Here is a 24,366-nt window from a genome sequence, read left to right on the forward strand (position 1 = left end):
CAATTGGCTATGTAACAAACTAAATATAAATACGTTATAGACCAATAGAAAATAAAGAATGATAATACGAAATCATTTTTTTAATCATTTACAACAGATGACATGTGGAGATTTAGGAAGACTCTATTTTTGAATAACGAAACAAGATTTAGCATGTGTATATTTTAATAATATCTGTTGTATTTTATAATGTTATTCATTTAATAAAAAATTGGTAATTTTCAACCTTTATAAATTCAATAAAGACCAAAACGGTAAAATAAATCAACATGAAAAAAATAACGACAACTTTGATACTCGTAATAATCTCTTTTATTAATTTAAATGCTCAAGAATTTAAATTCGAGGAATATAAAGGAACCATGAATGATTCTGTATCAATTGTCCTATACTTGAGATCCACGGAACATGAATGTAGTGCTGAAATAATGTACCAAGGAATGTATAAATACGATGGTATTAACAATTGGCTGCAAGTAAACATTACACAAAATGACAAAAAGCAATTTGTTATGGTTGATTATGGATTTTCAGGAGTGCTCTTGTTAAATAAAACAGCCAAAGGCTTTTCGGGTGTTTGGATTAGTTCAGATGCAAAAAAGAAATTAAAAATAGAATTGCAAAAGAATGAAATCACAAAAGAAGAAACTGAAAAATATGAAGATATTTACGAAGAAGTAAATTATAGCAATAACGATTGCTAAAATCTTCTTAAATTATAGCTCAAATTTGGCATACTCAACTCCTTCTAAACATAAATTTAATGAGATATACCACGAATAAGGTGTTACAATTGTTATCTTAAAATTAAAATGACAAAGAAACTTCACGATAAGAACATATTAAGTGTACAAACCTATAATAGTTCAGCAAAAAATTATCAAGATAAATTTATGGAAATGGATTTATACAATGATACTTTTATTCAATTTTGCGATTTAATTAAAGTTGATAATGCTAAAATATTTGAAATAGCCAGTGGACCAGGTAACATTACTAAATATCTTAGATCGATTCGTCCAAAATTTCAAATTAAAGGAATTGATTTAGCTCCTAACATGATTAAATTAGCCAAAATCAATAATCCTGAAGTTGATTTTAAAAGAATGGATTGCAGAAATATAAATGAGATTAAAGAATCTTTTGATGCCATTATGTGTGGGTTTTGCATGCCTTACCTAACTAAAGATGAATGTTCAAAATTAATACAAGATTGTTCCAATTTACTAAATACTAATGGCATATTATATATTAGTACCATGGAAGATGATTATGAAAAGTCGGGATTAGAAGCAACCAGTTTTAGTGGAAAAAACCAAGTATACATATACTATCATCAAGCTGATTTTATTGAGAAACAGTTAGACAAATCAGGATTTGAAATTGTAAATTTAATTCGAAAAAAGTATCCTGAAACGGATGGAACTTTTCTAACGGATATGATATTTATTGTTAAAAAAAAATAAAATGGTTCTATAAAATCTGCTAACTACCACCAAACTTACTTTCACAACATCCTTAATACTAAGCCCTTATTTGTAATCATTCTTAGAATATTTCTCGTTAACTTTGGTTACTAGTTCTAAATAGAACTCCTACTCCAACACCATTGAAGTGCTGTTATTTTTAGTAACTAAACTATAGATAAATTAGTTTTTGTTTTTTAAAACAAGTTACAAGGTGGCTTTTACATATTTTAACTGCAAACAAATACGTTGAGTTTATAGTGCCAAATAGACGCTTTAATTATGCCTACAAATAATTTTAATATTAACGGATTATCAAGTGAACAGGTTCTTATTTCAAGAGAAAAATATGGTAAAAACACCCTGAACTACAAGCGAGAAAACAATGTCTTAGATGATATAACAAAATTGGTCAAAGAGCCAATGATAATTCTTCTATTTGTAGCAGCTCTCATTTATTTAATTAGCGGTAACATTGGCGATGCTATCTTTCTAGCGTCTGCTATTATTCTTGTATCAATTATTTCCATTTACCAAGATTCTAGAAGTAGAAATGCCCTGCAAAAACTTAAAAAACTTTCTCAACCTCATTGCAAAGTCATTAGAGATGGTCTCGTAGCAGAAATTAATAGCGATGATTTAGTGGTTGGCGATAGTTTAATGGTTGAAGAAGGTACTTCAATTACTGCAGATGGCATAATTGTTCATTCTAATGATTTTTCAGTCAATGAATCTATCCTTACGGGAGAATCACTATCTGTATTTAAAGACAAAAACAAAGAGGATAATTTAATATTCACGGGGACTACCGTTGCTAGTGGTTTGGCAATTGCTACCGTTACACATATTGGCAATGAGACTAAATTAGGGAAAATTGGAAAAAGTCTAGAAAGCATTACCGAAGAAAAGACGCCACTCGAATTGCAAATAACCAACTTCGTAAAGACAATGGTTATTTCAGGTTCTTTTGTTTTTATTCTGGTTTGGGTTATTAATTATTTTATTTCGTACAATTTATTAGACAGCTTACTTAAAGCGTTAACGCTAGCCATGAGTATTTTACCTGAAGAAATACCCATGGCATTCACATCATTTATGGCCATTGGTGCTTGGCGACTCATGAAAATGGGTATTGTAGTAAAACAGATGAAAACCGTGGAGACATTAGGAAGTGCAACGGTAATCTGTACGGATAAAACAGGTACCATTACAGAAAACAAAATGAGTTTGGCCAAAATTTATACGCTAAATTCAAATAGAATTGTCGCTCCTGAAGCAGCGAATGAAGATGAAAAGCAATTGATAAAAATTGCAATGTGGGCCAGTGAACCCATTCCTTTCGATGCCATGGAAATAGCCTTACACCAAGCTTATATTGATTTACAAGTAAAAGATGAGCGTCCCAATTTTAAGCTAATTCACGAATATCCATTGGGTGGGAAACCACCAATGATGACGCATATTTTTGAGAATACTACTGGTAAAAGAATCATAGCTGCCAAAGGAGCTCCAGAAGCATTGATAGCCATTTCAAATTTAACCTCAGTAGAAAAGAAGGAAATTAATAATGCTATTCAAACCATAACCAGCAAAGGCTACAGAGTTTTAGGAGTAGGTGATAGTGATTTTAAAGGAACCAATTTTCCGAAAACACAGCAAGAATTTAAGTTTAACTTTATAGGAATCGTTGCATTTTATGATCCTCCGAAAAAAAATATCAATAAAGTCTTTGAAGACTTCTACCAAGCTGGTATTGCTGTCAAAATTATTACGGGTGATAATGCAGCAACTACCAAAGCCATAGCAGAGCAAGTTGCATTTAGAGGCTTTGAAAATAGTCTTACCGGTGATGAATTGATGAAACTGTCAGAAAAAGAACTAGAAGAAAGTGTGATGAATACTAATATTTTCACTAGAATGTATCCTGAAGCAAAACTCAGAATAATCAATGCCTTAAAAGCAAAAAATCAAATTGTAGCCATGACTGGTGATGGTGTAAATGATGGTCCTGCTTTAAAAGCAGCCCACATTGGCATTGCCATGGGTAAGAAGGGTACAGAAATAGCCAAGCAAGCGGCTTCTCTAATATTGACAGAAGACGACTTATCGAAAATGGTGGATGCCATTGCCATGGGCCGGAGAATCTATACCAACCTAAAAAAAGCCATTCAATACATCATATCCATTCACATCCCTATTATTCTTACTGTATTTATTCCCCTTGCTTTAGGATGGATCTATCCAAATATCCTTTCTCCAGTGCACATTATTTTTTTAGAACTTATAATGGGACCAACCTGTTCTATAATATTTGAGAATGAGCCCATGGAAAAAAATACCATGTTGCAAAAACCAAGACCGTTTACGACCACTTTTTTCAATTGGAGTGAGCTCACTACAAGTATTATTCAAGGTTTAGCAATTACAATCGGAACATTGGCTATCTATCAATATTCAGTTTATATGGCCTATGATGAAGCTCTAACAAGGACGATGGTATTTACCGTATTAATTACTGCCAATATCTTTTTAACCCTTGTAAATCGATCTTTTTACTATTCCATCTTTACCACATTGAAATATAAAAATAATTTGGTGTTATTAATTATTGCCATCACAGTTGCCATTACAGGAGTATTACTCTTTGTACCTCCATTAACTCGTTTCTTTGAATTTGAAGCTCTTACAATGTCTCAGTTGGCACTTTCTATGGCAATAGGTTTTATATCGGTCATTTGGTATGAGTTCGTAAAAATGAATACAAGAAGTAAGAATAAGCCAATTGAATCATAATTTAGTTTTTCACTTTTTAGACGTATGGTATCTCTATTTAATAGAAAGTGACTACTTAAAACTATTACTCCAAGTTTAGCTTCTTATAACAATTATACCCTGTATAAAAACAAATACGATACACTTATATTTACGGTAAGCCCAGATAATTAAACACTACTTACTTTTCATTCTTTAGACTGATAATAATCATTGTATTTCTAGATTATCAAATTTAATTTTAAGTACTACTTGTAGTTATGTCCTTTTAATAAAAATTTTTGATTTCTCATCTCATTCTTAATCCTTAAAAAATGAAAATCACGGTAAATAGTATTCCTTTAGAAGTTTACAACGGAGCCAAAGTAAAAGATGCAATTGTGAAATATTATTCGCATCAAGGTAAAGATAGCCCTAAAATACTCCCTCATGTTGAAGACCAATATGGAAACAAAGTAGACACTGACGGAGCACTTACAGATGGATACACTCTTTTTATTAACACAAACCATAAAAAGACATGTCTATTTTCAACACTATTACTTACCATACTAACACTAATACTTCTGTTTGGGTGTAGCACCAAAAAGAAAGTAGTTACGAACATACAAGGTGAAAAACAAGCGGTCATTTTTGCGGTAAACGACATGCATGCGGCAATAGATAATTTTCCGAAACTTGCTTTTATCGTCGACAGTTTAAGAGCCATTTACCCTGACATGCTCCTAGTTAGTGCGGGGGACATTCAAACAGGAAATCCGGTAAACGATCAGTATCCAGAAAAAGGATTACCCATCATTAAACTTATGAATGCTGTAGGTTTTGATTTGAGTTCAGTAGGAAACCATGAGTTTGATACCGGCCCTGACGGATTTAGATATCTAATGGAAAAGGCAAACTTCGATTTTATATGTGCCAATGTATCTATGAATGATTCGAATGAAAAATTTGTAAATCCCTATAAAATTATAGTATTACCCAACGGATTAAAATTAGCGTTTCTCGGACTTTTACAAATCAATCAAAATGGCATACCAGATACGCATCCTAAAAATGTAAAAGAAATTACCTTCCGTTCTCCATTTGAAACAGCTCCTGAATATCTCTATTTGAAAGATAAGAGTGATGTTTTTATTGCATTAACCCATTTGGGTTTTGAAGACGACGTAGTTCTGGCTGAAACTATGCCTGCCGGTATCGATTTAATTATCGGTGGTCATTCTCACACCAAGGTTGAAAAAGAACAAATTCACAATGGAATTATGATTACGCAAGCTGAAAGTAAATTAAAATATGGCACCCTAATCAAATTAAACCTTTTAAGTGATGGGACATTACAAAGAAATATGAAGCTCATTGACATTAAAAACGCTAAGAATGAAAAACCTATTATTCGAGAGATGGTAAATAAATATAACGATAATCCCACATTGAAAAAAGTGATTTCAACAGCAATGGACGATTTCACTTCATATGAAGAACTAGGTTATCTTATGGCCGATGCTCAACGGGATGCCGCTCAGGCCGACATTGCATTAGTAAACCCTGGTGGTGTTCGTATTGATCATCTTGCAAAAGGACCTATAACGATTATGAATGTATATCAACTCGATCCTTTTGGTAATGAATTGGTAGTAACACAACTTACAGGAAATGAAATTCACGATTTAATGCTCGAAGCCTATCCTATTGACAACAAAACACCACTCTATCCGTCTGGAATTAAAACCAAGTTAAAACGAGACGCTAATAATGATCTTTTAGATATCACTCTACTTACCGAAAGTGGCTCGCCGCTCAACATGAATAAAACCTATAAAGTTGCCATGAACAATTATATGACTCAAGTTTATAAATACAAACACAATGATCCAGGACAATCTCTATTTATTACAACTGCTGATGCAACAATAACCTACCTCAAAAATATTAAAAAAGTAAAAAGTTATAGCAAAGAAAAAAGAGTGCTGATTAATTAAAGGATCATTAGTAAAAATACACTTATCTTTAAACTTTAAATTACATAAAACATGAAGCAAATAAAATTTATAATATGTACAGCACTATTACTATTCAACTTTAATTTATTTGCACAAAATTCTAATTTACACATCTATATCTGCTTTGGACAATCGAACATGGAAGGGCAGGGTAAAATAGAAGCACAAGACAAAATTGTTGACAGCCGTTTTCAGGTCATGCAGGCCATTAATTGTCCGAAAGGAGACAAAAAGAAAGGGGAATGGTATACCGCAACACCTCCATTATGCCAATGTGATACGGGTTTATCACCTGCTGATTATTTTGGCAGAACCATGGTTGAGCAACTACCTGATAGCATTACAATTGCCGTTATTAATGTTGCCGTAGGCGGATGTGATATCAGATTATTTGACAAAGATAAATATACAGATCACGATTCTAAATATAAGGAGGATTGGTTTATTAATAAGGTGAAAGGTTATGATGGTAACCCATATGAATATTTAATAAATCTTGCCAAACTTGCACAAAAAGACGGTGTTATTAAAGGTATTTTGTTACATCAAGGAGAAACAAATACTGGTGATGAACAATGGCCGTCATACGTTAATAAAGTATATACTGATATGTTAACAGATCTTTCATTATCTAGTAAATCTGTACCGCTACTTGCAGGAGAAGTACTTTCAACAGAAGGCAGTTGTTGCTCGAGCATGAATACGATAATTAATAAACTTCCTGAAACTATCCCCACAGCATATGTTATTTCATCTAGCGGATGTACCGCCAAAGATAATGCACATTTTGACTCGGAAGGATATCGAAAACTGGGAAAACGGTATGCGGTAAAAATGCTTTCATTACTGGGTTATTAAATAAATTAGCAACGAAAAATACTCGTTTCGAACGAAATATCAACCAAATAAAAATTATGAAAGCAAAAAATAGGTTAACCAAAATGCTGATATGGTTACCGTCATTAATAATTACATTATTTTTTGTGCCCAACGCTCTAAATAAAATTCTTGATTCAAACCAATCCGAAAAAATTGTTACGAATAGCATGGTTATGATTTCAACTGGAATATTTCTCTTAATTGCAACCGCTTTATTTTTATACCACAAAACCATACTCATCGGCACTAGTCTTTTGGCTCTTTATATGACATTTATAGTGTTTATTCATATGTACAAAGGGAAACCGTATGAAGTCGCCATTTTAATTGTTATGGCAACAATCTTTGCTTCATATATCAGAAAGCCAAAATTATTTCATCGAAAGTAATGTTGCCAAAGTACTTGAGAAAAACGAATTAAACCCGAGCCAATTTATTAACTTTGGACCATCACTATTGTGGCGTCGAATTTAAACCACACAGGTTTTATTTGCGATGTTACTCTCAATTTCAATAAATTTTCTTTCTGATTAATGAATTATATTTTACTCATTATTGTCTTTTGCACAACTGGTTATTATTTGTATTACCAGAACCAGACAAAACAATCCAAATGGAGATTACCAAAAGAATCATTTCCGGCAGATTGGAGAGTTATCATAATAAAAAACATCTCCTATTATAATTCATTATCTACAGAAGAACAAAATAGATTTGAATATAAAATTCACGAGTTTGTACTCAATTATGAAATAATTGGCGTAAAAACGAGCATTACGATAACCGATAAGTTATTGGTCGCTTCTAGTGCTATCATTCCAATATTTGGATTTGACAATTGGCAATATTCCAACCTTCATCAGATCTTGATTTACCCAACCATGTTTAACGAGAAATTTGAAACCGAAGGTTCTGATAGAAAAATTCTAGGCATGGTAGGTAATGGCTATATGGAAGGTACCATGATTCTTTCACAAGAAGCATTACTACATGGTTTTAAAAATGAATCAGATAAAAAAAACACGGCTATTCATGAGTTTGTGCATTTAATAGATAAAACAGGAGGAACAATTGACGGCATACCGTCTGTGCTGATGCAAAAACAGTATACCATTCCGTGGATTGACATGATGAATCAAAAATTGGAAGAAATCTATAATGACGATTCTGACATTAACCCCTATGGAGGAACAAATAAAGCTGAGTTTTTTTCTGTGGCAAGTGAATATTTCTTTGAGCGACCTAAATTATTAAAGAAAAAGCATCCAGAATTATATAAGAGTTTAGAACGCATATTTAATCAAGACATGTCTTCTAGAAATTTGAGTAGGAAGATAGTTAAGATTGAACGTAATAGTCCATGTCCATGTAATAGTGGTAAGAAGTACAAGAAATGCTGTGGTGCAAATTAATGGTTATAATTAATATTTCTACATTTGGAAGACTATCGCTAAATAAACCACTACGCTACTATAATTAGAGAATTGTTAATCTCAGCTTACTATTTATAAAAAGACTGCGAAATAGCTTTCAATTTACTAAATTAGGTGCTTAAATCATGGATAAAAATAATAACATTAATTAACCACACAAAAATGACAACATTCAGCAAATACTTTTTATTATTACTATCCTTTTCTCTTTTAAGCTGTAATTCACAAACTGGATATTCAGATTTAGATGAACTCTATTCAGATTTTGTGGTCTTTTTAAAAGACGCCGACGAAAATAACCTGAAAGATTATTGTAATAAAATAACGCCAGACCAAGGAACGGTAGATTATATGAAAAATAATAATTTCTCTTATCGTGGGATACCTGAAGAATTAGAAAAGCAAAATATAAAACCGTCACTTATTGGAGAAGAATTCTTTAAATCAGTTGATTATTTTAAACAAAAATTGATACGTAATAATCAATTAAAAGATTTAAAATACATTGGCAGAGAAAGAGATGGTGAAGAACTATATGATGAAAAATTAAAAATATATGCAACCGAAACATTCATTATAATGGAGTCAAATGGAAAAAAAATAAAATGTAAATTAGGTGAAATGTTTAGAATTGATGGAAAGTGGAAAACGTTTACCTCTCCAAAATTAGGATGGTAGCATTTTCACTGAATAACTAATAACAATTACTATTCGAATGATATGTTATGAAAAAAGAATTGATACTGTTAGTTTTAGGAGGGGTAACTTCTATATTTCTTATAAAATTTGATTTACAAAATGGATTTGAATTTTTAAATTATAAAATTCAATACTCCTTAATAGATTATGCTGGGGAATCTTCAACAGATCAATTTTTAACAACTCAAATTATTAGTTATTTTATATTCTTAGCTTTCATAATTTCTATTAAAAAACGTTTTACAGCTAAAAATAGACTTTCAATAGTTGCATTTCTAATGCTCTTATTAATTGGGATGCTTAATGAATCTGTAGCAATTTATGAAAATAGTATAGGAGAATTTGTAGGTAGACATTGCCGCATTGGAAATATACTCACAATAATAGGAACTGTATTTTTAATCTCCACAAAACAGTTAAAGACGCAGTAAATAAAATGGGCTCGAACCTCAACCAAATACGCTACTTTATATTTAAATCATTAGCTAACACTTTATAAATTTATTGCTAGTTCAAGCCTACTTATTAATCCCAAAGTTTATGGATTCTATATGGTTTATATTTGCTAAATTAGTTGCTTAAACCTTGCAATTAAGCATTAACAATCACATTTTTATTTATAATATTAAGATGCTGAAAATTCAAAAAACAAATTAAAAGAATCGTAATTCATGGAAAATGCTTTGGTAGAAATGATGTCAAATTTTATTGACTTGACGCATGAAGAAAAACAAGGAATTGTTGAAGCTTTCCCTATTAAAACATACTCAAAAGGTACAATTTTACTAAAAGAAGGACAAGTTGCTAAAGATGCTTATTCTGTAATAAAGGGTTGTATTAGAGAATATGCTATGGAAGATGGAGACGAGAATACCACAAATTTTTATACTGAATTTCAATCTGCGGTAAATTTTGACAGTATGGCAAATGGTAAACCTTCTAAGTGCTATTTTATATGTACCGAAGAGACTACCGTAGCCATTCTAAACGCTGAAAAAGAAAATGCCCTGTACAAGAAATTCCCACGTTTTGGAGAAGTATGTCGTATAGAAATGGAAAAAATGCTTGGAGCCAGTCAAGACGAATTAGCCGTTTTTAAGAATGCAACACCAAAAGAAAGGTACCTAAACGTATTAAAAGACAGACCCGAATTAATAGAAAGAGTCCCACAATACCAACTCGCAAGTTATCTTGGAATTAAGCCTGAAACACTTAGTAGAATTCGAAGAAGAATTGTAACGAGAGACTAATTTAATTGTCTATGATCAGAACTTAAAACCGAAATTTAAACTGGGTTCAAATTTATAACTAGGCTTTCCTTTTTCAATCTTCGCAAAATCAGACGGATAATTCGTATCAACAGGCCAATATTTCAGTGCATACGCAGGTTCTATATACCATCTTTTTTTAAAAAACTCCAAGCGATACCCAGCTATAAATTGAAAATACAACTGAAACCCTTTTTGAATTTTATCGGAATTAGTAGTATAATATTGTTTCATAAAAGGAGTGACTTGTACTGTAGTAAATAATCCTTTCCAATGAAAGCGTTGATATCCTATTCCAATACCAAAAGCTCTTACATAGCCAGGATAAAACTCCTCTGAGTCTCCATATGTTCCTAAAGGTTCAGAATATTTCCACGTATTAAACTCTGTAAATATTCTATCTTTTTTAGTGAATTGGTACCCAAAGGTTAATAAATAATAATCGGGCGTATCCGGAAGTAAATTACCCAACATAAAAAAAGAAGATCCTATAGAATAGTTGTGCTTTATCTGGTTGTCAGTAACATCTGATAATAAATCGATTGATGTCGTTTTTTGACCAAAAACGGCGGTTGCTGCCAATAACAAAATAATTAATATCTTTTCATGTAGTTTCATAATTCATAAGTTTTGATGTCTAATACTTAAAAAAAGTAGCGGATTACTACGCACACTTTTTAACCTAGCAAAGACTTTTTTATAATTGGTTAAACAATAATTTTCTACAAAACTAATTGCTAAGAATCCCTTATTCATTGACTATAGTCAAGAAATAAAAAAATGAAGAAAATAGGATACGTTTAAAATCCATCCATAAAAAATTCTAACACCATTTTTCATTTGCTTACTGCCTCATTTATTTCTACATTTGAAAGACCATCACTCATAAAACCCGTTCTCCAAAATATGGGAAGTGCACTTAGTTTAAGCATCCTCATAAATACATAAGTGATCTATTAAAAATACCTGCGATAAAGGAAACAATCTATAGGCTAAAAAAAAGCAGATGATAAACAAAACGAATTTTATATTTTTTTTAGGATTATTGAGTTGCTTACTACTATTACTATCAGGGTGTAGCACATCCAAAAAAACGAACAAAACTTCTAAAGCAATTAGCGTACAGACAATCGCTGTAAAAAAATCAAGTGGTGGGTCAAGTGGTATGGAACAACTCAATGATAGTACCTATTTGGTTGTTTATGACGTTAAAAATTTCAAAAAAGGAGTCCGATTGGCAACGGTTGTACTTACAGATAAATCTATTGATGTTTTACCTATTAAAGTTGATGCCTGGGGTATCGAAGGCATTTCAAGTGATTTAGAAAGTATTTGTGCCATTCCTGGGAAAGAAAATGAATTTTTAATAGCAGAGTCTGGCAATTGGAAAGGTAACTTGGGAAGAATATTTCATATTCAAGTAGATCTAAGCACACGAAAAGCTAAACTATTGGGCAGTGTCAAATTTCCGTTGTTGTATAGAAATGATATGGATACTACGGGTGATCAATACGAAGCCATTCATTGCTTGGCCTATTCTGAAAATGAACGGATAGTCATATTGGGTGAACGCGGTGGTTCAAAAAACAATCCAACAGGAGTATTGAGATGGGGACTTTACAATGTGCAGGATCATACCCTAACAATGGAAGGTCAGGGCTTAAAAGGAAAGGCCATTGATGCTCCAGGAAATTGGACAAACCCATTACTAAAAAGAAGCATCACGGATATGCATATTGATACTAACGGAATAATTTGGGCTTCTGCTTCTGAAGATCAAGGAGATGCAGGCCCTTTCTATTCTGTCATTTATAAATTGGGTAAAACAAACCCCATGAATCTTCAAAACCCTCTTATACCATTTGATAATTTAACTATAGGGCGAGAAATTTATGGATTTAAAATAGAAGCCTTGTCTGGTCCTCAAAAAGAGATTAATTGTACCCATACTTTTGGCACCGAAGATGAAATTTATGGTGGTGTAATGAGACCAATTAACATTGTATCAGATAACTAAAATAAAACCTAACAAGGATTATCAGTAATAGTATAGTTAGCCCAAAATCAACAACATAATGAAAAAAATACTCCCCCTTTTTGCACTCCTTTTAATGTTACAGCAAGCTGCTGCCCAAAGTTTTGAAGTTAAATCTCCAGATACAAGGATAAAACTCACGGTTACTATAGCTGATGATATATCATGGACAACTTCACTGGATGAAAATGTAATCATTAAAAACTCAAAAGCAGGAATGGTTTTTTCATCTCAACCAGATTTTGGTGCAAAACCAAAAGTTAAAAACCATATTATTAAAAGTTTCTCTTCAATAATTTACCCTACTGTGCCCCATAAAGATGCTGAAATTAAAGATGAGTATGTTGAATTAGAAATTAAGTTCCAGAAAAAATATCAATTGAACTTTAGGGTATACAACGATGGTGTCGCGTATCAATTTACCGATAATAAGAAAAGAGAAAGAAATATTTTATCAGAACAAATTACATTAAATTTTCCTGAAGGTTCAAAATCCTTTTTTCCAAAAGAAGAATCTATGTATTCACATAATGAACGTTCCTATTTAGACAAATCGCTTACAGATATAGCTGCTGATGAATTTTGTAGCCTACCTGTTGTTTTCGCAACAGATAATGCCAAGGTTTTGTTTACTGAAACAGCTCTTCATGATTATCCGGGAATGTTTGTTAGAGGAAATGGAAATACCACTATGGATGCCATTTTTCCTAAATATGTGCTAGAAGCTGTTGACAGTGAAGAATCTCCAGATAGAAATCAAACCATTAAAAAAAAAGCGGATTTTATTGCAAAAACATCAGGGAAGAGGACTTATCCTTGGAGAGTGTTTATGATTAGTGATGATGATCGCACTTTTATAGAGAGCAATTTGACATATCAACTATCACAACCATCAGTAATTAAAAATACTTCATGGATAAAACCTGGAAAAGTTGCTTGGGATTGGTATAATGCAAATAATATCTATGGGGTCGATTTTAAATCAGGATTAAATACGGCAACCTACAAATACTATATTGATTTTGCTTCCGCTAATGAAATAGAATACGTAATACTTGATGAAGGTTGGACAAAATCAACTACAGAAATTCTGGACTTCAATGCTGATATTGATGTGCCTGAATTGTTTAAGTATGCCAAAGACAAGCATGTTGATTTAATTCTTTGGGTTCTGTGGAAACCTTTAGATGAAAATTTAACCGAAATTCTTGAAACTTATAAAAGCTGGGGAGCAAAAGGCATTAAAGTAGACTTTATGCAACGTAATGATCAGTATATGGTAAACTCTTATGAGCAAATTGCTAAAGAATGTGCTAGACTTGAGCTTTTAGTTGATTTTCATGGTGCATTTAAACCTTCTGGATTAAGAAGAAAATATCCCAATGTCTTGAACTACGAAGGTGTCAAGGGCAGTGAAAATAATAAGTGGAGTAAAGACATTACCCCTGAACATAATGTAACTATTCCTTTTATACGAATGGCGGCTGGCCCTATGGACTATACACCTGGAGTTATGAATAACCGACAGGAAATCAATTTTTCCATCAGTTTTGATCGTCCAATGAGCTTAGGTACTCGGGCTCATCAAGTAGCCATGTATACGGTCTACGAAGCTCCTTTGCAAATGCTTTGTGAATCACCATCAAGATATTATAAAGAGCAAGAAACCGTTGATTTCATCCTTCAAATTCCCACAACTTGGGATGAGACTATAGTACTGCAAGGTAAAATAGGTGATTATATTGCTTTAGCCAGAAGAAAAGGTGATCAATGGTATGTGGGAGCCATGACAGACTGGACACCAAGAACTCTAGAACTAGACCTTTCCTTTTTAAAAGAAGGGAAGTTTACTATGGAAATTTATAAAGATGGTATAAATGCGGACCGTTTTGCTGAAGATTATACATTACAACAATTAGAAGTACAAAAAAGTTCTAAAGTTTCCGTTCACATGGCAGCTGGTGGTGGTTGGTCTGCAATAATTTCAAAAAAATAATACTATTACAACACGAACATAATCATAAAAGCCTAATACATCATTTGAAAACTTCACTATTTGAAGAGAAATTTATAACTTTTAGAATAATTCATCAATAAAATGCACATCAATACTAAAAATTTAAAAGCAATTCAGGATTTGTATCCAGACGAATTAGCCCATTGTTACGGTTGTGGAAAAAGCAATCCAGATGGCTTCCATTTAAAAACGTATCTGATTGGTAATGAAACCGTAGCGTATTTTACCCCCGAATCAAAATACATAGCAATACCAGGAAGTGTTTACGGAGGTTTATTGGCTTCTTTACTAGATTGTCATGGAACGGGTTCGGCTGCAGCTTTTGTTTGTAAAAACGAACATATTTCTTTAGCTGATGCCAAAACAATACCAGTTAGATGTGTTACTGCATCTTTAAAAATTGATTTTAAAAAACCTACACCTTTGGGAGTTGAATTAGAATTGAAAGGAAAACTTCGCAGTATAGAAGGCAGAAAAATCTGGGTAGATATGACACTTGCCGCAGACGGAGTTATATGTGTAACAGGTGAGATTTTGGCTATCAGGTTAAAAGATTGAGTTACGTTGATATAAAAAGTAAGGAGGTGCTAGACCCCTTAACCTATATCAAAATAAGGTGTATAATGAAGGCGAAGACTGTTAATCACGTTTGTTTTGCGATGCCCAATGGATACTTTACACTTAAATTCTCGATTTGATTTAATGCCATTTTAGTATTACATTTGAAAGGCAGTCGCTAAATAAAACCCCTACTCCAACTCATTTGAAGTGCTGTTTCGTTAGCTTCGTAAGTCTTTGAAAAACAATACTAACCAGAACAGGTATATACGCTCCCGAAGTATCGGGACGTTTATAAAATAGTTAGGCAACATTAATGAAAAACAGTATCCACATATTATGTTTGATATTTTTAATGAGTTTTTATTCTTGTAAAAAAGATATTAAAACTAAAAAAATGGAGCAGCATATTGAAACAAAAACAGATACTATACACATTAATAAAAATACAATTTCGACTATCGAACGAGATTCGACTTTGGAACTACAAAAAGTAGACTTGATATATACATTTTCTGACAAGCAGATTGACACTTTAATAGGATTTTGTAATTGCGAAAAGAACATCAAAAACAATACCTTAAAAATTCAAATCAGAACCGAATTTCCTTCTTTGAGTGAACTTGAAAAAGGAAACAGAAATGCGACTGAATTTCAAATGGGAATTCCTAGACAATATCGATTTTTGACTTTTTATTTAAGAGATTCTATTGTAGAGAAAACAAAGGTTTTTAAAGCATCAACAGAGCCTCATTTTGAGAATAAAAAAATAGATTCAACTTCATTTCAAAATTATAAAATTAAAATCAACAGGTTTGATTATAAAATTGCTCAAAATGTTTGGGGAAATTACGAATTAGAATTACCGAATTCTTTTGGTTTTATTGAAAATGATTTTAAACTTAAAGGAACATTCCATTGTAATAATTGGAAAATTGTAGAATATGAAGAATTATCAGATTGGACTATTAAAGGAAATAATTATATTGAATAAAAAGCAAACTTAAGATGTATAAATTTAATGCTCGGGTCTGTCCTTTCCTAAAGTTTGTGTATTTTTAATCAACGGAATATCCTAGCGAAAAATCAGCCGCGTGTTTACACTCACTAACCCTTGTAGCCATCCTAAAAAAAACCACCTATGAAGATTAAAAACATATTTTTAACATTTATCAGCTTAACGATATGTAGTCTAAGTTTTGCCCAAAAGGAGATAACACAGCACAAGACCGCACCTCTCTCTATTGGAGAAAAAATTGCATTTGAATCGAAAATTCTCAACGAAAATAGAATTGTAAACATTTATTTACCCAACGGATATTCAAAAGACTCCTTACAAACATATCCCGTCATTTACCTATTAGATGGTTCTATTGATGAAGATTTTATTCATATTTCGGGACTCGTACAATTTGGATCCTTCTCTTGGATAAATATGATTCCTGAATCTATTGTTGTGGGTATAGCGAATATTGATAGAAAAAGGGACTTTACTTTTCCTACGCTTAACAAAAAAGACCAAAAGGACTTTCCAACAACTGGAAAATCAGAAACCTTTATGAAATTTATTAAAACGGAACTTCAACCACTTATTGACAACCAATACAACACGAATGCAACCAAGACATTGATTGGACAATCGCTGGGTGGACTTTTAGCAACTGAAATTTTATTTAAAAATCCTGACCTTTTTGACAATTATATTATTGTGAGCCCTAGTTTATGGTGGAATAATGAATCGTTACTGACATACAAGCCTACTTTATACACCTCAAAAAAGTCCATTTATATAGCCGTTGGTAAAGAAGGAAAAATAATGGAAAGAACCGCCAACCAATTATATGATAAATTAAAGTTGCAACAAAAAGAAAATACCAATCTTTATTTTGATTTCTTTGAAAAACAAGACCATGCAGATGCCTTACATTTAGCAGTTTACAATGCGTTTGAAAACATATTTAAGAAAAAAGATTAAAAACATGAAAAAGCAACAGAAAAACAATATGTATTAAGTACAACATAAGGTACAATAAAACACCTATCTACTTAACCTAACAGTGCACTACTTTTCATACTTGAACTTTTAACGCTGAAGTGGGATTAATAACATAGTACACAAAACAATTTAAACAGTTACAGACCATGAACTATTTACGTATATTTTTAATGCTGATGGTTAGCATTACCGTTAATGGGCAATCTATTATTGGACAATGGGAAACCTATGACGATAGTACCAAAGAAAAGAAAGCACTCATTGAAATTTATCAAACCAACAACCTCTATTTTGCCAAAATAGTAAAAAGATTTAATGGAGATAATAACGCCGTTTGCACATCTTGTACAGGCACAAAAAAGAACAAACCTATTATTGGATTAGTGATTATCGAAAATATTAAAAAAGAGGGTAACGAGTTTAAAGGTGGTACTATTATGGATCCTGAAAACGGAGAAACCTACAGCTGTTATTTAAAGCTAATCAATGCTAATAAACTCAAAGCTAGAGGGTTTCTTGGGTTTTCTGTCTTTGGCAGAACCCAATATTGGATTAGGAAAGAATAAGCAGTGCACAACAGATCAAATACAATGTACTGCAATACCTAAATTCAATACATAATCACCGCGAAAACGGGAACTGAAAACAAATTAAAACTGTTTATTTCACTAAGATTTCGGTTGCCATACGCATACATAATCAACAAGCATAGACGTAGGATAATCTGCCGCATCTGGCGGACCAGGATAGTTACCACCAATAGCCATATTTATAATAGGATACATGTCAATCTGACTCACAATTTCCGGATCGCATACACTGGCAACCATCACACCGTCTAAATACCACTTTACAAAATTATCGGTTTTCCAAACACCGTATCTGTGCCATGCACCTGCGAAGTCTGCACCATCAGGCAATGTTGCGGGCCCAATACCTTTACTCTGATTTAAAACAGTGTCATCGCACTGCACTGAGGTAACAGGGATGTTGTCTTTCCCTCTATACCCAGATCTAGATATGGACCATTGACCATCATTATAGTGATAGGCCATCGTTATTTGGTCGGTAGCATAAGGTCCACCCAAAAACTCTCCACCCGGCCCACGTACAAACTCCCAGTCTATCTCCGTTCTACTGATACCATTGGCACCCGTATCATTAGGATAGTCGTAATAGCGATGTAATAGCCAAAATGCTCCCCAAAACCCAGCTACATCCGGTTCAAACCAAATTTTAGCTTCTATATAACCATCACGGTACGGTGTAGATTGTGCACCGGATAATACGCCAGAGTAATAATCTTGTCCCGTTGCTGTTACTTGCTCAGCCGAATTTAAGCCCGCAGTAATAATGAGGTGCTCCCCGTCAAAATTAAAAGGGTTGGGTGCTTTCGTATCACCGCTAAGCACATCGGTATAATACTGACGTTCTTTATTAATAATAACTGCTGGGCCCCAAGGAAGCTTACTCTCCCATTTATTGGCATCTGGTAAGGTGCCAGCCGCTTGGTTAAAGTTATCTTCAAATGTTATGGTGTACGTAGAATCTACATCAGCGGGTAGCCTTTCATCTACAACAACAGGATCGGTATCAGGCGTATCGGGATTATCTACAGCAGGTTCCTCTTCATCAGGCTTGTCCGTATTAAATTTATTATTCGAATCATCAGAACAGTTGCAAAAAAATAATGAAATTATAATAATAAATATGTTGATTCCTAAAAGATTCATTTTCATACAAATAAGTTTTGAGAATAGCATGAAAACAATATTGCAATTGCCAATTCATTTCTGCTATTCGATAAATAATTACGAATGGTAACAAATTTAAACAATCAAATTAATAATAACTGTATTTTTAACATTTAATATTTATATATTACCTAAGTATATCCTTTAATACCCTATAATGGGCAAATTCAGTGTACTTAACAGCTAACTTCCTTTTGTTTTATTGCCAGTTAATTACTACATTTGATTATGCAGTCGCTAAAAAAAAACTACTCCTACACAATTAAAGTGCTGTTCGCTTTAGCTTTGTAAATACAAAAAGATCATAATAGCCGCAAAAGAAATAAACGTATTACATTTATATCATTGTTACATACCATTAAAAAAAAATATGACACCAAAATCAATAATAGTAATACTATCAATAATTGTAATTTTAGCAGGAATTTATAGCATATACGCATCTATTAAAAATACCCATCAGAATCATTCACAACGAAAATTAAAGCATAGAATGATTCAAAAAATACTCGGGATAAATGGTGCTAGAGTTTTTTATGGATTTTTAGGAGCTGGTTTAATTGTATTTGGATTATTTATGCTATTTCAATTTTTTGTTAAACCAAATTTAGGTAACGAATACAATAATAAAACGGACAACTTTGTTTTAGTATCAAACACAATCTCTAATGATAAATTTATAATGACTTCGAGTTTAACCACAACGTTAGAGCAATTGAAGAGTACAATTAAAATAGTTGGGAATGCAAAACTAGATGAATATGTTCAAATAGATTTCAACAATAATTATCTGGACAATCTACCTGATATCGTTTGGAAAATGAAGAATTTGAAGATTATTAATCTAACTAATAATAATATTTTAGACCTAGACATTGATAAAATATCTAAAATGGACAGCTTAAAGACTATCGATTTAACAAACAATCCGATTTCAATAGAAAAAATTAATGAAATCAGGGCGAACACCACTGTGGAAATAAAAAACTAAGAAACTCAAATCAATGAAAGAAAAAATTGAAATACCGTTAAGCAAAACGAAAATATATTTAATAATTACAGGCTCATTATTATTTGTTGCGGCTGGTATCTGGTTGTTATTCAACACAAATTTATATGTTGATTTTCCACTAAAGTTATTTAGAAATCCAATGATCATTAAAGGAGCTGGAATTTTAAGTATACTATTTTTTGGAACGATTGGAATTTTACAAATTAAAAAATTATCTGACAAAGAACCTGGACTTATAATTGACTCAAGCGGGATAACGGATAACTCAAACGCGACAAGTGTTGGTTTAATTGAATGGAATGACATATCTGATATTACAACAAAACAAGTTATGTCAACTAAATTTCTGCTGATTACTGTAACTAATCCTGAAAAATATATTGAGAAAGCAAAAAGCGGAATAAAAGCCAAACTCATGCGTACTAATATGAAAATGTACGGAACACCACTTTCTATTACATCCAATACGCTGAAATATGATTTCGATGAACTTGAAAAATTAATTCTAACCGAATTTAAACGTAATAAAAACGTTGGGTAGCAGCGTCTATATGCCCTTAATTTTGGCTTATTTATTTGGTTTTGGGCAATGGCTTCTAAAATAGTTGCACTTCAAACCACTCATGCCTTAAGAAGTACTGAGATAAAATAATTTTCCCTTAATTTTAACACGTACGTTATTATCATTAAATGACTAACTTTACAAGACAATCGCTAAATAAAACCCCTATTCCAACCCAATTGAAGTGCTGTTAACTTTAGCTTTTTTTCTATAAGGAATACAATTTTGGGTATGAACGCAATACGTTTATAGTATGATCTGACACTCTGAATTTGAGCAGAATTATGGACTAAAACGAACTACAATAAAAACTATAAACAATGCGAACTTCGGACTTATTCGCTTGGTTTGTGTATTTTCATGAAGTCCGAAAATTGAAAATCACCCCACAGCGAAATATTCAATTATTCACTTTTACTAGGAAAAGATAAAACAAAATAAAAAAATTTGGTTCGATACAGACCTGGAAATCTCAAAATTTAAAAATCCATAAGGCTTTTAATAAAGCCGCTATATAGAAAGTAAATACAAAAGTTGTACTATTCATCTTTACCTCCACTTTTTGTTGTAATAATAACCACACCATTGGCTCCTCTTGAACCATATATTGCCGCCGCACCACCTTTCAAAATATCAACACTTTTAACATCTGAGGTTGACAATGCTGCCAGTTGCCCCATGTTTATACTTATACCATTTAAAATTATTAAAGCATAGCTTGACCCTAGTAATGAACTTTCACCTCGAATTGTTATACCACTACCATTATAAGTCACTGCAGGTGAGCTATTAACAATAGCATCTATCACATTTGAATATTTAGTAAATTCATATTTACTCTCATTTTTAATGCTCGTTATGGCAAAACTTTTATCGCTTTCATCAATATGTCCGTATCCCACCGCCACATCAACACCTTTTTTGCCTGGTTTAAAAACCAAGTTTATCTTTAGCTCTTCTGTTTTGTCATCAATTTTCACTTTTTGTGATGAGAATCCCTTAGCTCTAATTTTAATTTTATCCTTATCCAAACAACTTATTTTAAATTGTCCAATAGAATCTGTGAAAACACTTATTTTACTGCTTGAAACCGTCACTTCTGCATTAATAACGGCTATATCTTCAAAAGTAGTAACCATACCTGTTACAGTACGCTCTTGAGCATGTAAAAAAGTTGTAAAAGAGACAAGTAAAAGTGTACATTTTAAGAAATTTTTCATATTTTTTTATGTGTATATAAATATACAATTTAAAAATTAATAGTGGCTGCACTAAGACACTTACCCATCAACAACCACTTTGCTTATTTATAAAATGAAAAACAGTAGCTTCAATGATTAATTGAATAAAGCATAATGAGCTTAAAAAAAGAACCTATGTTTCACTGAAATTTTATTTACATTTGTTGAGTAGTCACTAAATGGAATCGTTCTCAATCAGGAAAAGAAAAAAAATATAAAATTTTTAATGGGCTCAGACATATAGGAGTCTATAGTTATGAAATTTATTTGACACATATGTTTGTGGTCATATTTGGAGTACAGCTATTTAAAAGCTTAAATTTAAGTTCCAAATGGCTCATACCATTCTCACTTTTAATTATTATCATTTCATGTATTCTTGGTAAAATAATTTTTCATAAATTTTCAGAACCCATAAATATTTGGTTACGAAAAAAAGTAAAAAGTAAATAATAGCTAAGTTTATAAATGTATTGTAATAATAAAAAAATGTTTTATGACACAATACGTTCCCCCCACTTATTAACTCTCTTTTGCATTTACATTAATGCCATTTGATGGCTACATTTTTAAGACAATAGCTAAATAAAACCCCTACTCCAACCCAATTGAAGTGCTGTTAACTTTAGCTTTGTAAAAACAAAATGTCATCATAAGTATAAAAAGAAATAAACGCAATGCGTTTATTTCATAATTTTTGCATATTTTTAAATACTATGAAGCATTTTAATATATTTATTCTCCTTATTTTTTTAACTAGCTGCTCAAATGATAAGAATACTTTAAGTAATTATTCCAATTTCTCTAAAGAATTCAATACTCAAAAAGTAGAATACCCAAATAAAGAGTTTTCTATTAACTTGCCCATTAACTGGGAATTTGAAGTTCCATATATAGAAAATGATAAAGATATTTTAGGTCTATTTGCAAGTTCCAAGCCGAATGCAAAAGGATTTCAAAATGTTTTATTGATTAAAAAGTATAAAGGTGATAACGGTAACAAGGATCTGAAATCTGAATTTAATTTTCTTCTAAAACAAATACAAAATCATTCACAGATTACAGAAATAGTTGATTCTGGCTCCACAACCATTTTTAATCAAGAAGCATACTTTTTCCATACAAAAACGGCAAGTGAGAATAACGGGAATTTAGAAATTATAAATTTCTTAATCAATAGTAACGAAACAGGTGTTTACTACAATTTAACCGCCTCAACTACCCAAACAGATCGTTTTAATATCGAAATGGCCAACTTAATACATTCTCTTAAAACGTTTAAAATCCTAAAATAACAATGCTACTGCGGTCTGCTTATAAAGAACTAAATAACATGTGTAAAATAACTTGAAATAAATAATGGTAAAAAAGCTAAAAACATACTTTAATTGGAGTACTGGCAAAGATGCTTCATTGGCCTATTATTATCTTAAAAAAGATGAACGATATCAAATTAATAGATTAGTCACTGCCATAAATACGCATCATAATCGCGTTTCCATGCATGGCCTTAGAAGGGAATTATTAGTAAAACAGGCTCAAGAAATTGGACTTCCTATTACAACAATTGAACTTCCGGTAGAACCATCAATGGAAGTTTATAATAATGAAATGGAACGGGTTGTAACTCAATTACAACTTGATGGTTACACACATTGTGGCTTTGGAGATATTTATTTAGAAGATCTCAGAATCTATCGAGAAGAACAATTAAACCCATATAATATTAAATGCAATTTTCCACTTTGGCAAAGAGATACTAAAGAGCTTATAGAGGAATTTTTAAACCTAGGGTTTAAAGCCATAGTCATTTGTATAAAATCAGAACTTTTGGATGCTTCGTTTGTTGGAAGGGTAATTGATCACAATTTTATTAACGATCTACCTGATAATGTTGACCCTTGTGGTGAAAACGGAGAGTTTCATACTTTTTGTTATGATGGTCCTATATTTAAAAATTCTATAAAATTTGAGGTAGGTGAAAAGGTGTATAGGGAATATAAAAATCCAAAAAAGGAAAATAATAACAATTCGATGGGCTTCTGGTTTTGTGACTTAAAACTTATTGATGAATAAAAAGTATATAACAAAGTTAATAGCTTTATGTATGCCGTAAGGCCTTTAACAAAAACGTTAATTGAACTTCTAAAAATGATAACTATAGAATATATTTTAGGTGAAAATGGTTGGGCAACTGCAAATATTGGTAATGGAAATATAATTCAACAAATGAATGTTTCTTATTTGCACGACACATTAAAACAATTAGCTGAATCTGCATTATTTATTAAAGACCAAAAAGGAAAACGCATCATTTTCATGGATGAACCGGGTGAACATCATCTAATTATTTATAGACTCTCTGAAAAAGAAATAGAATATGAACTTCGATGGTATGATACCTGGGCGAATTGGAATGCTACTCAAGATGAGAAATTCACCTTAATACTATCAGAAAAAACGACAATTACAAATTATATCAATGAAGTTAGAAATGTCTTAATAAATATTTGGGAAAATTATGGAGTTGAATCCTATAAAGAAAAATGGATTAATCATCAATACCCAACAAGTGAATTTGAAAAACTGAAATAGATTAAACATAAAAAAGGTACTATTAAAATTTAAGTAAACTTCATCATCTCCCCATTTGCATAATTACCAGTTAATTACT

23 protein-coding genes are annotated in these 24,366 nt (G+C 31.9%); 20 read left to right on the plus strand and 3 right to left on the minus strand.

Features of this window, described 5'->3' with window-relative positions; genetic code table 11:
• Positions 1 to 269 precede the first annotated feature (269 nt).
• The 9 genes from JBL43_RS19535 (at position 270) to JBL43_RS19575 (ending at position 10,499) form a co-directional block, all read left to right on the plus strand.
• Positions 270 to 704: a hypothetical protein gene (locus JBL43_RS19535; protein ID WP_198843043.1), complete on the plus strand. Its 435-nt coding sequence runs from the start codon at positions 270 to 272 to the stop codon at positions 702 to 704.
• 108 nt (positions 705 to 812) lie between these two features.
• Entirely contained in the window at positions 813 to 1,466 is a 654-nt protein-coding gene (locus JBL43_RS19540; protein ID WP_198843044.1) for a class I SAM-dependent methyltransferase, read from the plus strand.
• A 282-nt stretch (positions 1,467 to 1,748) separates the two neighbouring features.
• Positions 1,749 to 4,259, plus strand: a complete 2,511-nt coding sequence (locus JBL43_RS19545) for a cation-translocating P-type ATPase (RefSeq protein ID WP_198843045.1) — start codon at positions 1,749 to 1,751, stop codon at positions 4,257 to 4,259.
• A gap of 293 nt (positions 4,260 to 4,552) precedes the next feature.
• Positions 4,553 to 6,217, plus strand: coding sequence for a bifunctional metallophosphatase/5'-nucleotidase (locus JBL43_RS19550; RefSeq protein ID WP_198843046.1), 1,665 nt, complete (start codon positions 4,553 to 4,555; stop codon positions 6,215 to 6,217).
• Between the two features lie 51 nt (positions 6,218 to 6,268).
• Complete coding sequence (locus JBL43_RS19555) at positions 6,269 to 7,096, plus strand: sialate O-acetylesterase (RefSeq protein WP_198843047.1); 828 nt, start codon at positions 6,269 to 6,271, stop codon at positions 7,094 to 7,096.
• A 554-nt stretch (positions 7,097 to 7,650) separates the two neighbouring features.
• Positions 7,651 to 8,529, plus strand: coding sequence for a zinc-dependent peptidase (locus JBL43_RS19560; RefSeq protein WP_198843048.1), 879 nt, complete (start codon positions 7,651 to 7,653; stop codon positions 8,527 to 8,529).
• Positions 8,530 to 8,712: 183 nt separating this feature from the next.
• Entirely contained in the window at positions 8,713 to 9,228 is a 516-nt protein-coding gene (locus JBL43_RS19565) for a hypothetical protein (RefSeq protein WP_198843049.1), read from the plus strand.
• A 47-nt stretch (positions 9,229 to 9,275) separates the two neighbouring features.
• Positions 9,276 to 9,680, plus strand: a complete 405-nt coding sequence (locus JBL43_RS19570) for a hypothetical protein (protein ID WP_198843050.1) — start codon at positions 9,276 to 9,278, stop codon at positions 9,678 to 9,680.
• A gap of 240 nt (positions 9,681 to 9,920) precedes the next feature.
• Positions 9,921 to 10,499 (plus strand): Crp/Fnr family transcriptional regulator, encoded by a 579-nt coding sequence (locus JBL43_RS19575; protein WP_198843051.1) that lies wholly within the window; start codon positions 9,921 to 9,923, stop codon positions 10,497 to 10,499.
• Positions 10,500 to 10,514: 15 nt separating this feature from the next.
• Here JBL43_RS19575 and JBL43_RS19580 read toward each other — a convergent pair whose 3' ends face one another.
• The gene (locus JBL43_RS19580) at positions 10,515 to 11,135 is read right to left on the minus strand and encodes a hypothetical protein (RefSeq protein ID WP_198843052.1); all 621 of its coding nucleotides are present in this window, start codon (positions 11,133 to 11,135) and stop codon (positions 10,515 to 10,517) included.
• Positions 11,136 to 11,523: 388 nt separating this feature from the next.
• Between JBL43_RS19580 and JBL43_RS19585 the strand changes: the two genes are divergently transcribed.
• The 6 genes from JBL43_RS19585 (at position 11,524) to JBL43_RS19610 (ending at position 17,689) form a co-directional block, all read left to right on the plus strand.
• Complete coding sequence (locus JBL43_RS19585) at positions 11,524 to 12,534, plus strand: hypothetical protein (RefSeq protein ID WP_198843053.1); 1,011 nt, start codon at positions 11,524 to 11,526, stop codon at positions 12,532 to 12,534.
• Positions 12,535 to 12,592: 58 nt separating this feature from the next.
• Positions 12,593 to 14,548 carry a glycoside hydrolase family 97 protein gene (locus JBL43_RS19590; protein ID WP_198843054.1) on the plus strand — a complete coding sequence of 652 codons (1,956 nt, stop codon included), beginning with the start codon at positions 12,593 to 12,595 and terminating at the stop codon, positions 14,546 to 14,548.
• A gap of 102 nt (positions 14,549 to 14,650) precedes the next feature.
• The gene (locus tag JBL43_RS19595; protein WP_198843055.1) at positions 14,651 to 15,127 is read left to right on the plus strand and encodes a PaaI family thioesterase; all 477 of its coding nucleotides are present in this window, start codon (positions 14,651 to 14,653) and stop codon (positions 15,125 to 15,127) included.
• A gap of 397 nt (positions 15,128 to 15,524) precedes the next feature.
• Positions 15,525 to 16,121: a hypothetical protein gene (locus JBL43_RS19600; RefSeq protein WP_198843056.1), complete on the plus strand. Its 597-nt coding sequence runs from the start codon at positions 15,525 to 15,527 to the stop codon at positions 16,119 to 16,121.
• 147 nt (positions 16,122 to 16,268) lie between these two features.
• Positions 16,269 to 17,102: an alpha/beta hydrolase gene (locus tag JBL43_RS19605; RefSeq protein ID WP_198843057.1), complete on the plus strand. Its 834-nt coding sequence runs from the start codon at positions 16,269 to 16,271 to the stop codon at positions 17,100 to 17,102.
• Between the two features lie 167 nt (positions 17,103 to 17,269).
• Complete coding sequence (locus JBL43_RS19610; protein WP_198843058.1) at positions 17,270 to 17,689, plus strand: DUF2147 domain-containing protein; 420 nt, start codon at positions 17,270 to 17,272, stop codon at positions 17,687 to 17,689.
• Between the two features lie 102 nt (positions 17,690 to 17,791).
• On the opposite strand, the gene JBL43_RS19615 is transcribed toward JBL43_RS19610, so the two are convergent.
• Entirely contained in the window at positions 17,792 to 18,862 is a 1,071-nt protein-coding gene (locus JBL43_RS19615) for a glycoside hydrolase family 16 protein (protein ID WP_198843059.1), read from the minus strand.
• Between the two features lie 385 nt (positions 18,863 to 19,247).
• On the opposite strand from JBL43_RS19615, the gene JBL43_RS19620 reads away from it, so the two are divergent.
• A complete protein-coding gene (locus tag JBL43_RS19620) occupies positions 19,248 to 19,868 on the plus strand; it encodes a hypothetical protein (RefSeq protein WP_198843060.1) in 621 nt (206 codons plus the stop codon).
• Positions 19,869 to 19,881: 13 nt separating this feature from the next.
• Complete coding sequence (locus tag JBL43_RS19625; protein WP_198843061.1) at positions 19,882 to 20,430, plus strand: STM3941 family protein; 549 nt, start codon at positions 19,882 to 19,884, stop codon at positions 20,428 to 20,430.
• Positions 20,431 to 20,990: 560 nt separating this feature from the next.
• Here the strand turns inward: JBL43_RS19625 and JBL43_RS19630 are convergent.
• Entirely contained in the window at positions 20,991 to 21,671 is a 681-nt protein-coding gene (locus tag JBL43_RS19630; RefSeq protein WP_198843062.1) for a TonB-dependent receptor plug domain-containing protein, read from the minus strand.
• Between the two features lie 737 nt (positions 21,672 to 22,408).
• On the opposite strand from JBL43_RS19630, the gene JBL43_RS19635 reads away from it, so the two are divergent.
• The 3 genes from JBL43_RS19635 (at position 22,409) to JBL43_RS19645 (ending at position 24,287) form a co-directional block, all read left to right on the plus strand.
• Positions 22,409 to 22,987, plus strand: coding sequence for a hypothetical protein (locus JBL43_RS19635; protein WP_198843063.1), 579 nt, complete (start codon positions 22,409 to 22,411; stop codon positions 22,985 to 22,987).
• A 64-nt stretch (positions 22,988 to 23,051) separates the two neighbouring features.
• Entirely contained in the window at positions 23,052 to 23,768 is a 717-nt protein-coding gene (locus JBL43_RS19640) for a Dph6-related ATP pyrophosphatase (protein WP_198843064.1), read from the plus strand.
• Positions 23,769 to 23,843: 75 nt separating this feature from the next.
• Positions 23,844 to 24,287: a hypothetical protein gene (locus tag JBL43_RS19645; protein WP_198843065.1), complete on the plus strand. Its 444-nt coding sequence runs from the start codon at positions 23,844 to 23,846 to the stop codon at positions 24,285 to 24,287.
• Positions 24,288 to 24,366 lie beyond the last annotated feature (79 nt).

It is taken from the genome of Aureibaculum flavum, assembly GCF_016406085.1.
Taxonomy (GTDB): Bacteria; Bacteroidota; Bacteroidia; order Flavobacteriales; family Flavobacteriaceae; genus Aureibaculum; species Aureibaculum flavum.

What these genes read in the sequence shown, in the direction of transcription:
- JBL43_RS19625 (WP_198843061.1), top strand. Translation starts at nt 19,882, where the DNA reads ATGAAAGAAAAAATTGAAATACCGTTAAGCAAAACGAAAATATATTTA.
- JBL43_RS19585 (WP_198843053.1), top strand. Translation starts at nt 11,524, where the DNA reads ATGATAAACAAAACGAATTTTATATTTTTTTTAGGATTATTGAGTTGC.
- JBL43_RS19550 (WP_198843046.1), top strand. Translation starts at nt 4,553, where the DNA reads ATGAAAATCACGGTAAATAGTATTCCTTTAGAAGTTTACAACGGAGCC.
- JBL43_RS19570 (WP_198843050.1), top strand. Translation starts at nt 9,276, where the DNA reads ATGAAAAAAGAATTGATACTGTTAGTTTTAGGAGGGGTAACTTCTATA.
- JBL43_RS19640 (WP_198843064.1), top strand. Translation starts at nt 23,052, where the DNA reads ATGGTAAAAAAGCTAAAAACATACTTTAATTGGAGTACTGGCAAAGAT.
- JBL43_RS19605 (WP_198843057.1), top strand. Translation starts at nt 16,269, where the DNA reads ATGAAGATTAAAAACATATTTTTAACATTTATCAGCTTAACGATATGT.
- JBL43_RS19620 (WP_198843060.1), top strand. Translation starts at nt 19,248, where the DNA reads ATGACACCAAAATCAATAATAGTAATACTATCAATAATTGTAATTTTA.
- JBL43_RS19565 (WP_198843049.1), top strand. Translation starts at nt 8,713, where the DNA reads ATGACAACATTCAGCAAATACTTTTTATTATTACTATCCTTTTCTCTT.
- JBL43_RS19630 (WP_198843062.1), bottom strand. Translation starts at nt 21,671, where the DNA reads ATGAAAAATTTCTTAAAATGTACACTTTTACTTGTCTCTTTTACAACT.
- JBL43_RS19545 (WP_198843045.1), top strand. Translation starts at nt 1,749, where the DNA reads ATGCCTACAAATAATTTTAATATTAACGGATTATCAAGTGAACAGGTT.
- JBL43_RS19635 (WP_198843063.1), top strand. Translation starts at nt 22,409, where the DNA reads ATGAAGCATTTTAATATATTTATTCTCCTTATTTTTTTAACTAGCTGC.
- JBL43_RS19575 (WP_198843051.1), top strand. Translation starts at nt 9,921, where the DNA reads ATGGAAAATGCTTTGGTAGAAATGATGTCAAATTTTATTGACTTGACG.
- JBL43_RS19560 (WP_198843048.1), top strand. Translation starts at nt 7,651, where the DNA reads ATGAATTATATTTTACTCATTATTGTCTTTTGCACAACTGGTTATTAT.
- JBL43_RS19600 (WP_198843056.1), top strand. Translation starts at nt 15,525, where the DNA reads ATGGAGCAGCATATTGAAACAAAAACAGATACTATACACATTAATAAA.
- JBL43_RS19535 (WP_198843043.1), top strand. Translation starts at nt 270, where the DNA reads ATGAAAAAAATAACGACAACTTTGATACTCGTAATAATCTCTTTTATT.
- JBL43_RS19580 (WP_198843052.1), bottom strand. Translation starts at nt 11,135, where the DNA reads ATGAAACTACATGAAAAGATATTAATTATTTTGTTATTGGCAGCAACC.
- JBL43_RS19590 (WP_198843054.1), top strand. Translation starts at nt 12,593, where the DNA reads ATGAAAAAAATACTCCCCCTTTTTGCACTCCTTTTAATGTTACAGCAA.
- JBL43_RS19595 (WP_198843055.1), top strand. Translation starts at nt 14,651, where the DNA reads ATGCACATCAATACTAAAAATTTAAAAGCAATTCAGGATTTGTATCCA.
- JBL43_RS19615 (WP_198843059.1), bottom strand. Translation starts at nt 18,862, where the DNA reads ATGAAAATGAATCTTTTAGGAATCAACATATTTATTATTATAATTTCA.
- JBL43_RS19555 (WP_198843047.1), top strand. Translation starts at nt 6,269, where the DNA reads ATGAAGCAAATAAAATTTATAATATGTACAGCACTATTACTATTCAAC.
- JBL43_RS19610 (WP_198843058.1), top strand. Translation starts at nt 17,270, where the DNA reads ATGAACTATTTACGTATATTTTTAATGCTGATGGTTAGCATTACCGTT.
- JBL43_RS19540 (WP_198843044.1), top strand. Translation starts at nt 813, where the DNA reads ATGACAAAGAAACTTCACGATAAGAACATATTAAGTGTACAAACCTAT.
- JBL43_RS19645 (WP_198843065.1), top strand. Translation starts at nt 23,844, where the DNA reads ATGATAACTATAGAATATATTTTAGGTGAAAATGGTTGGGCAACTGCA.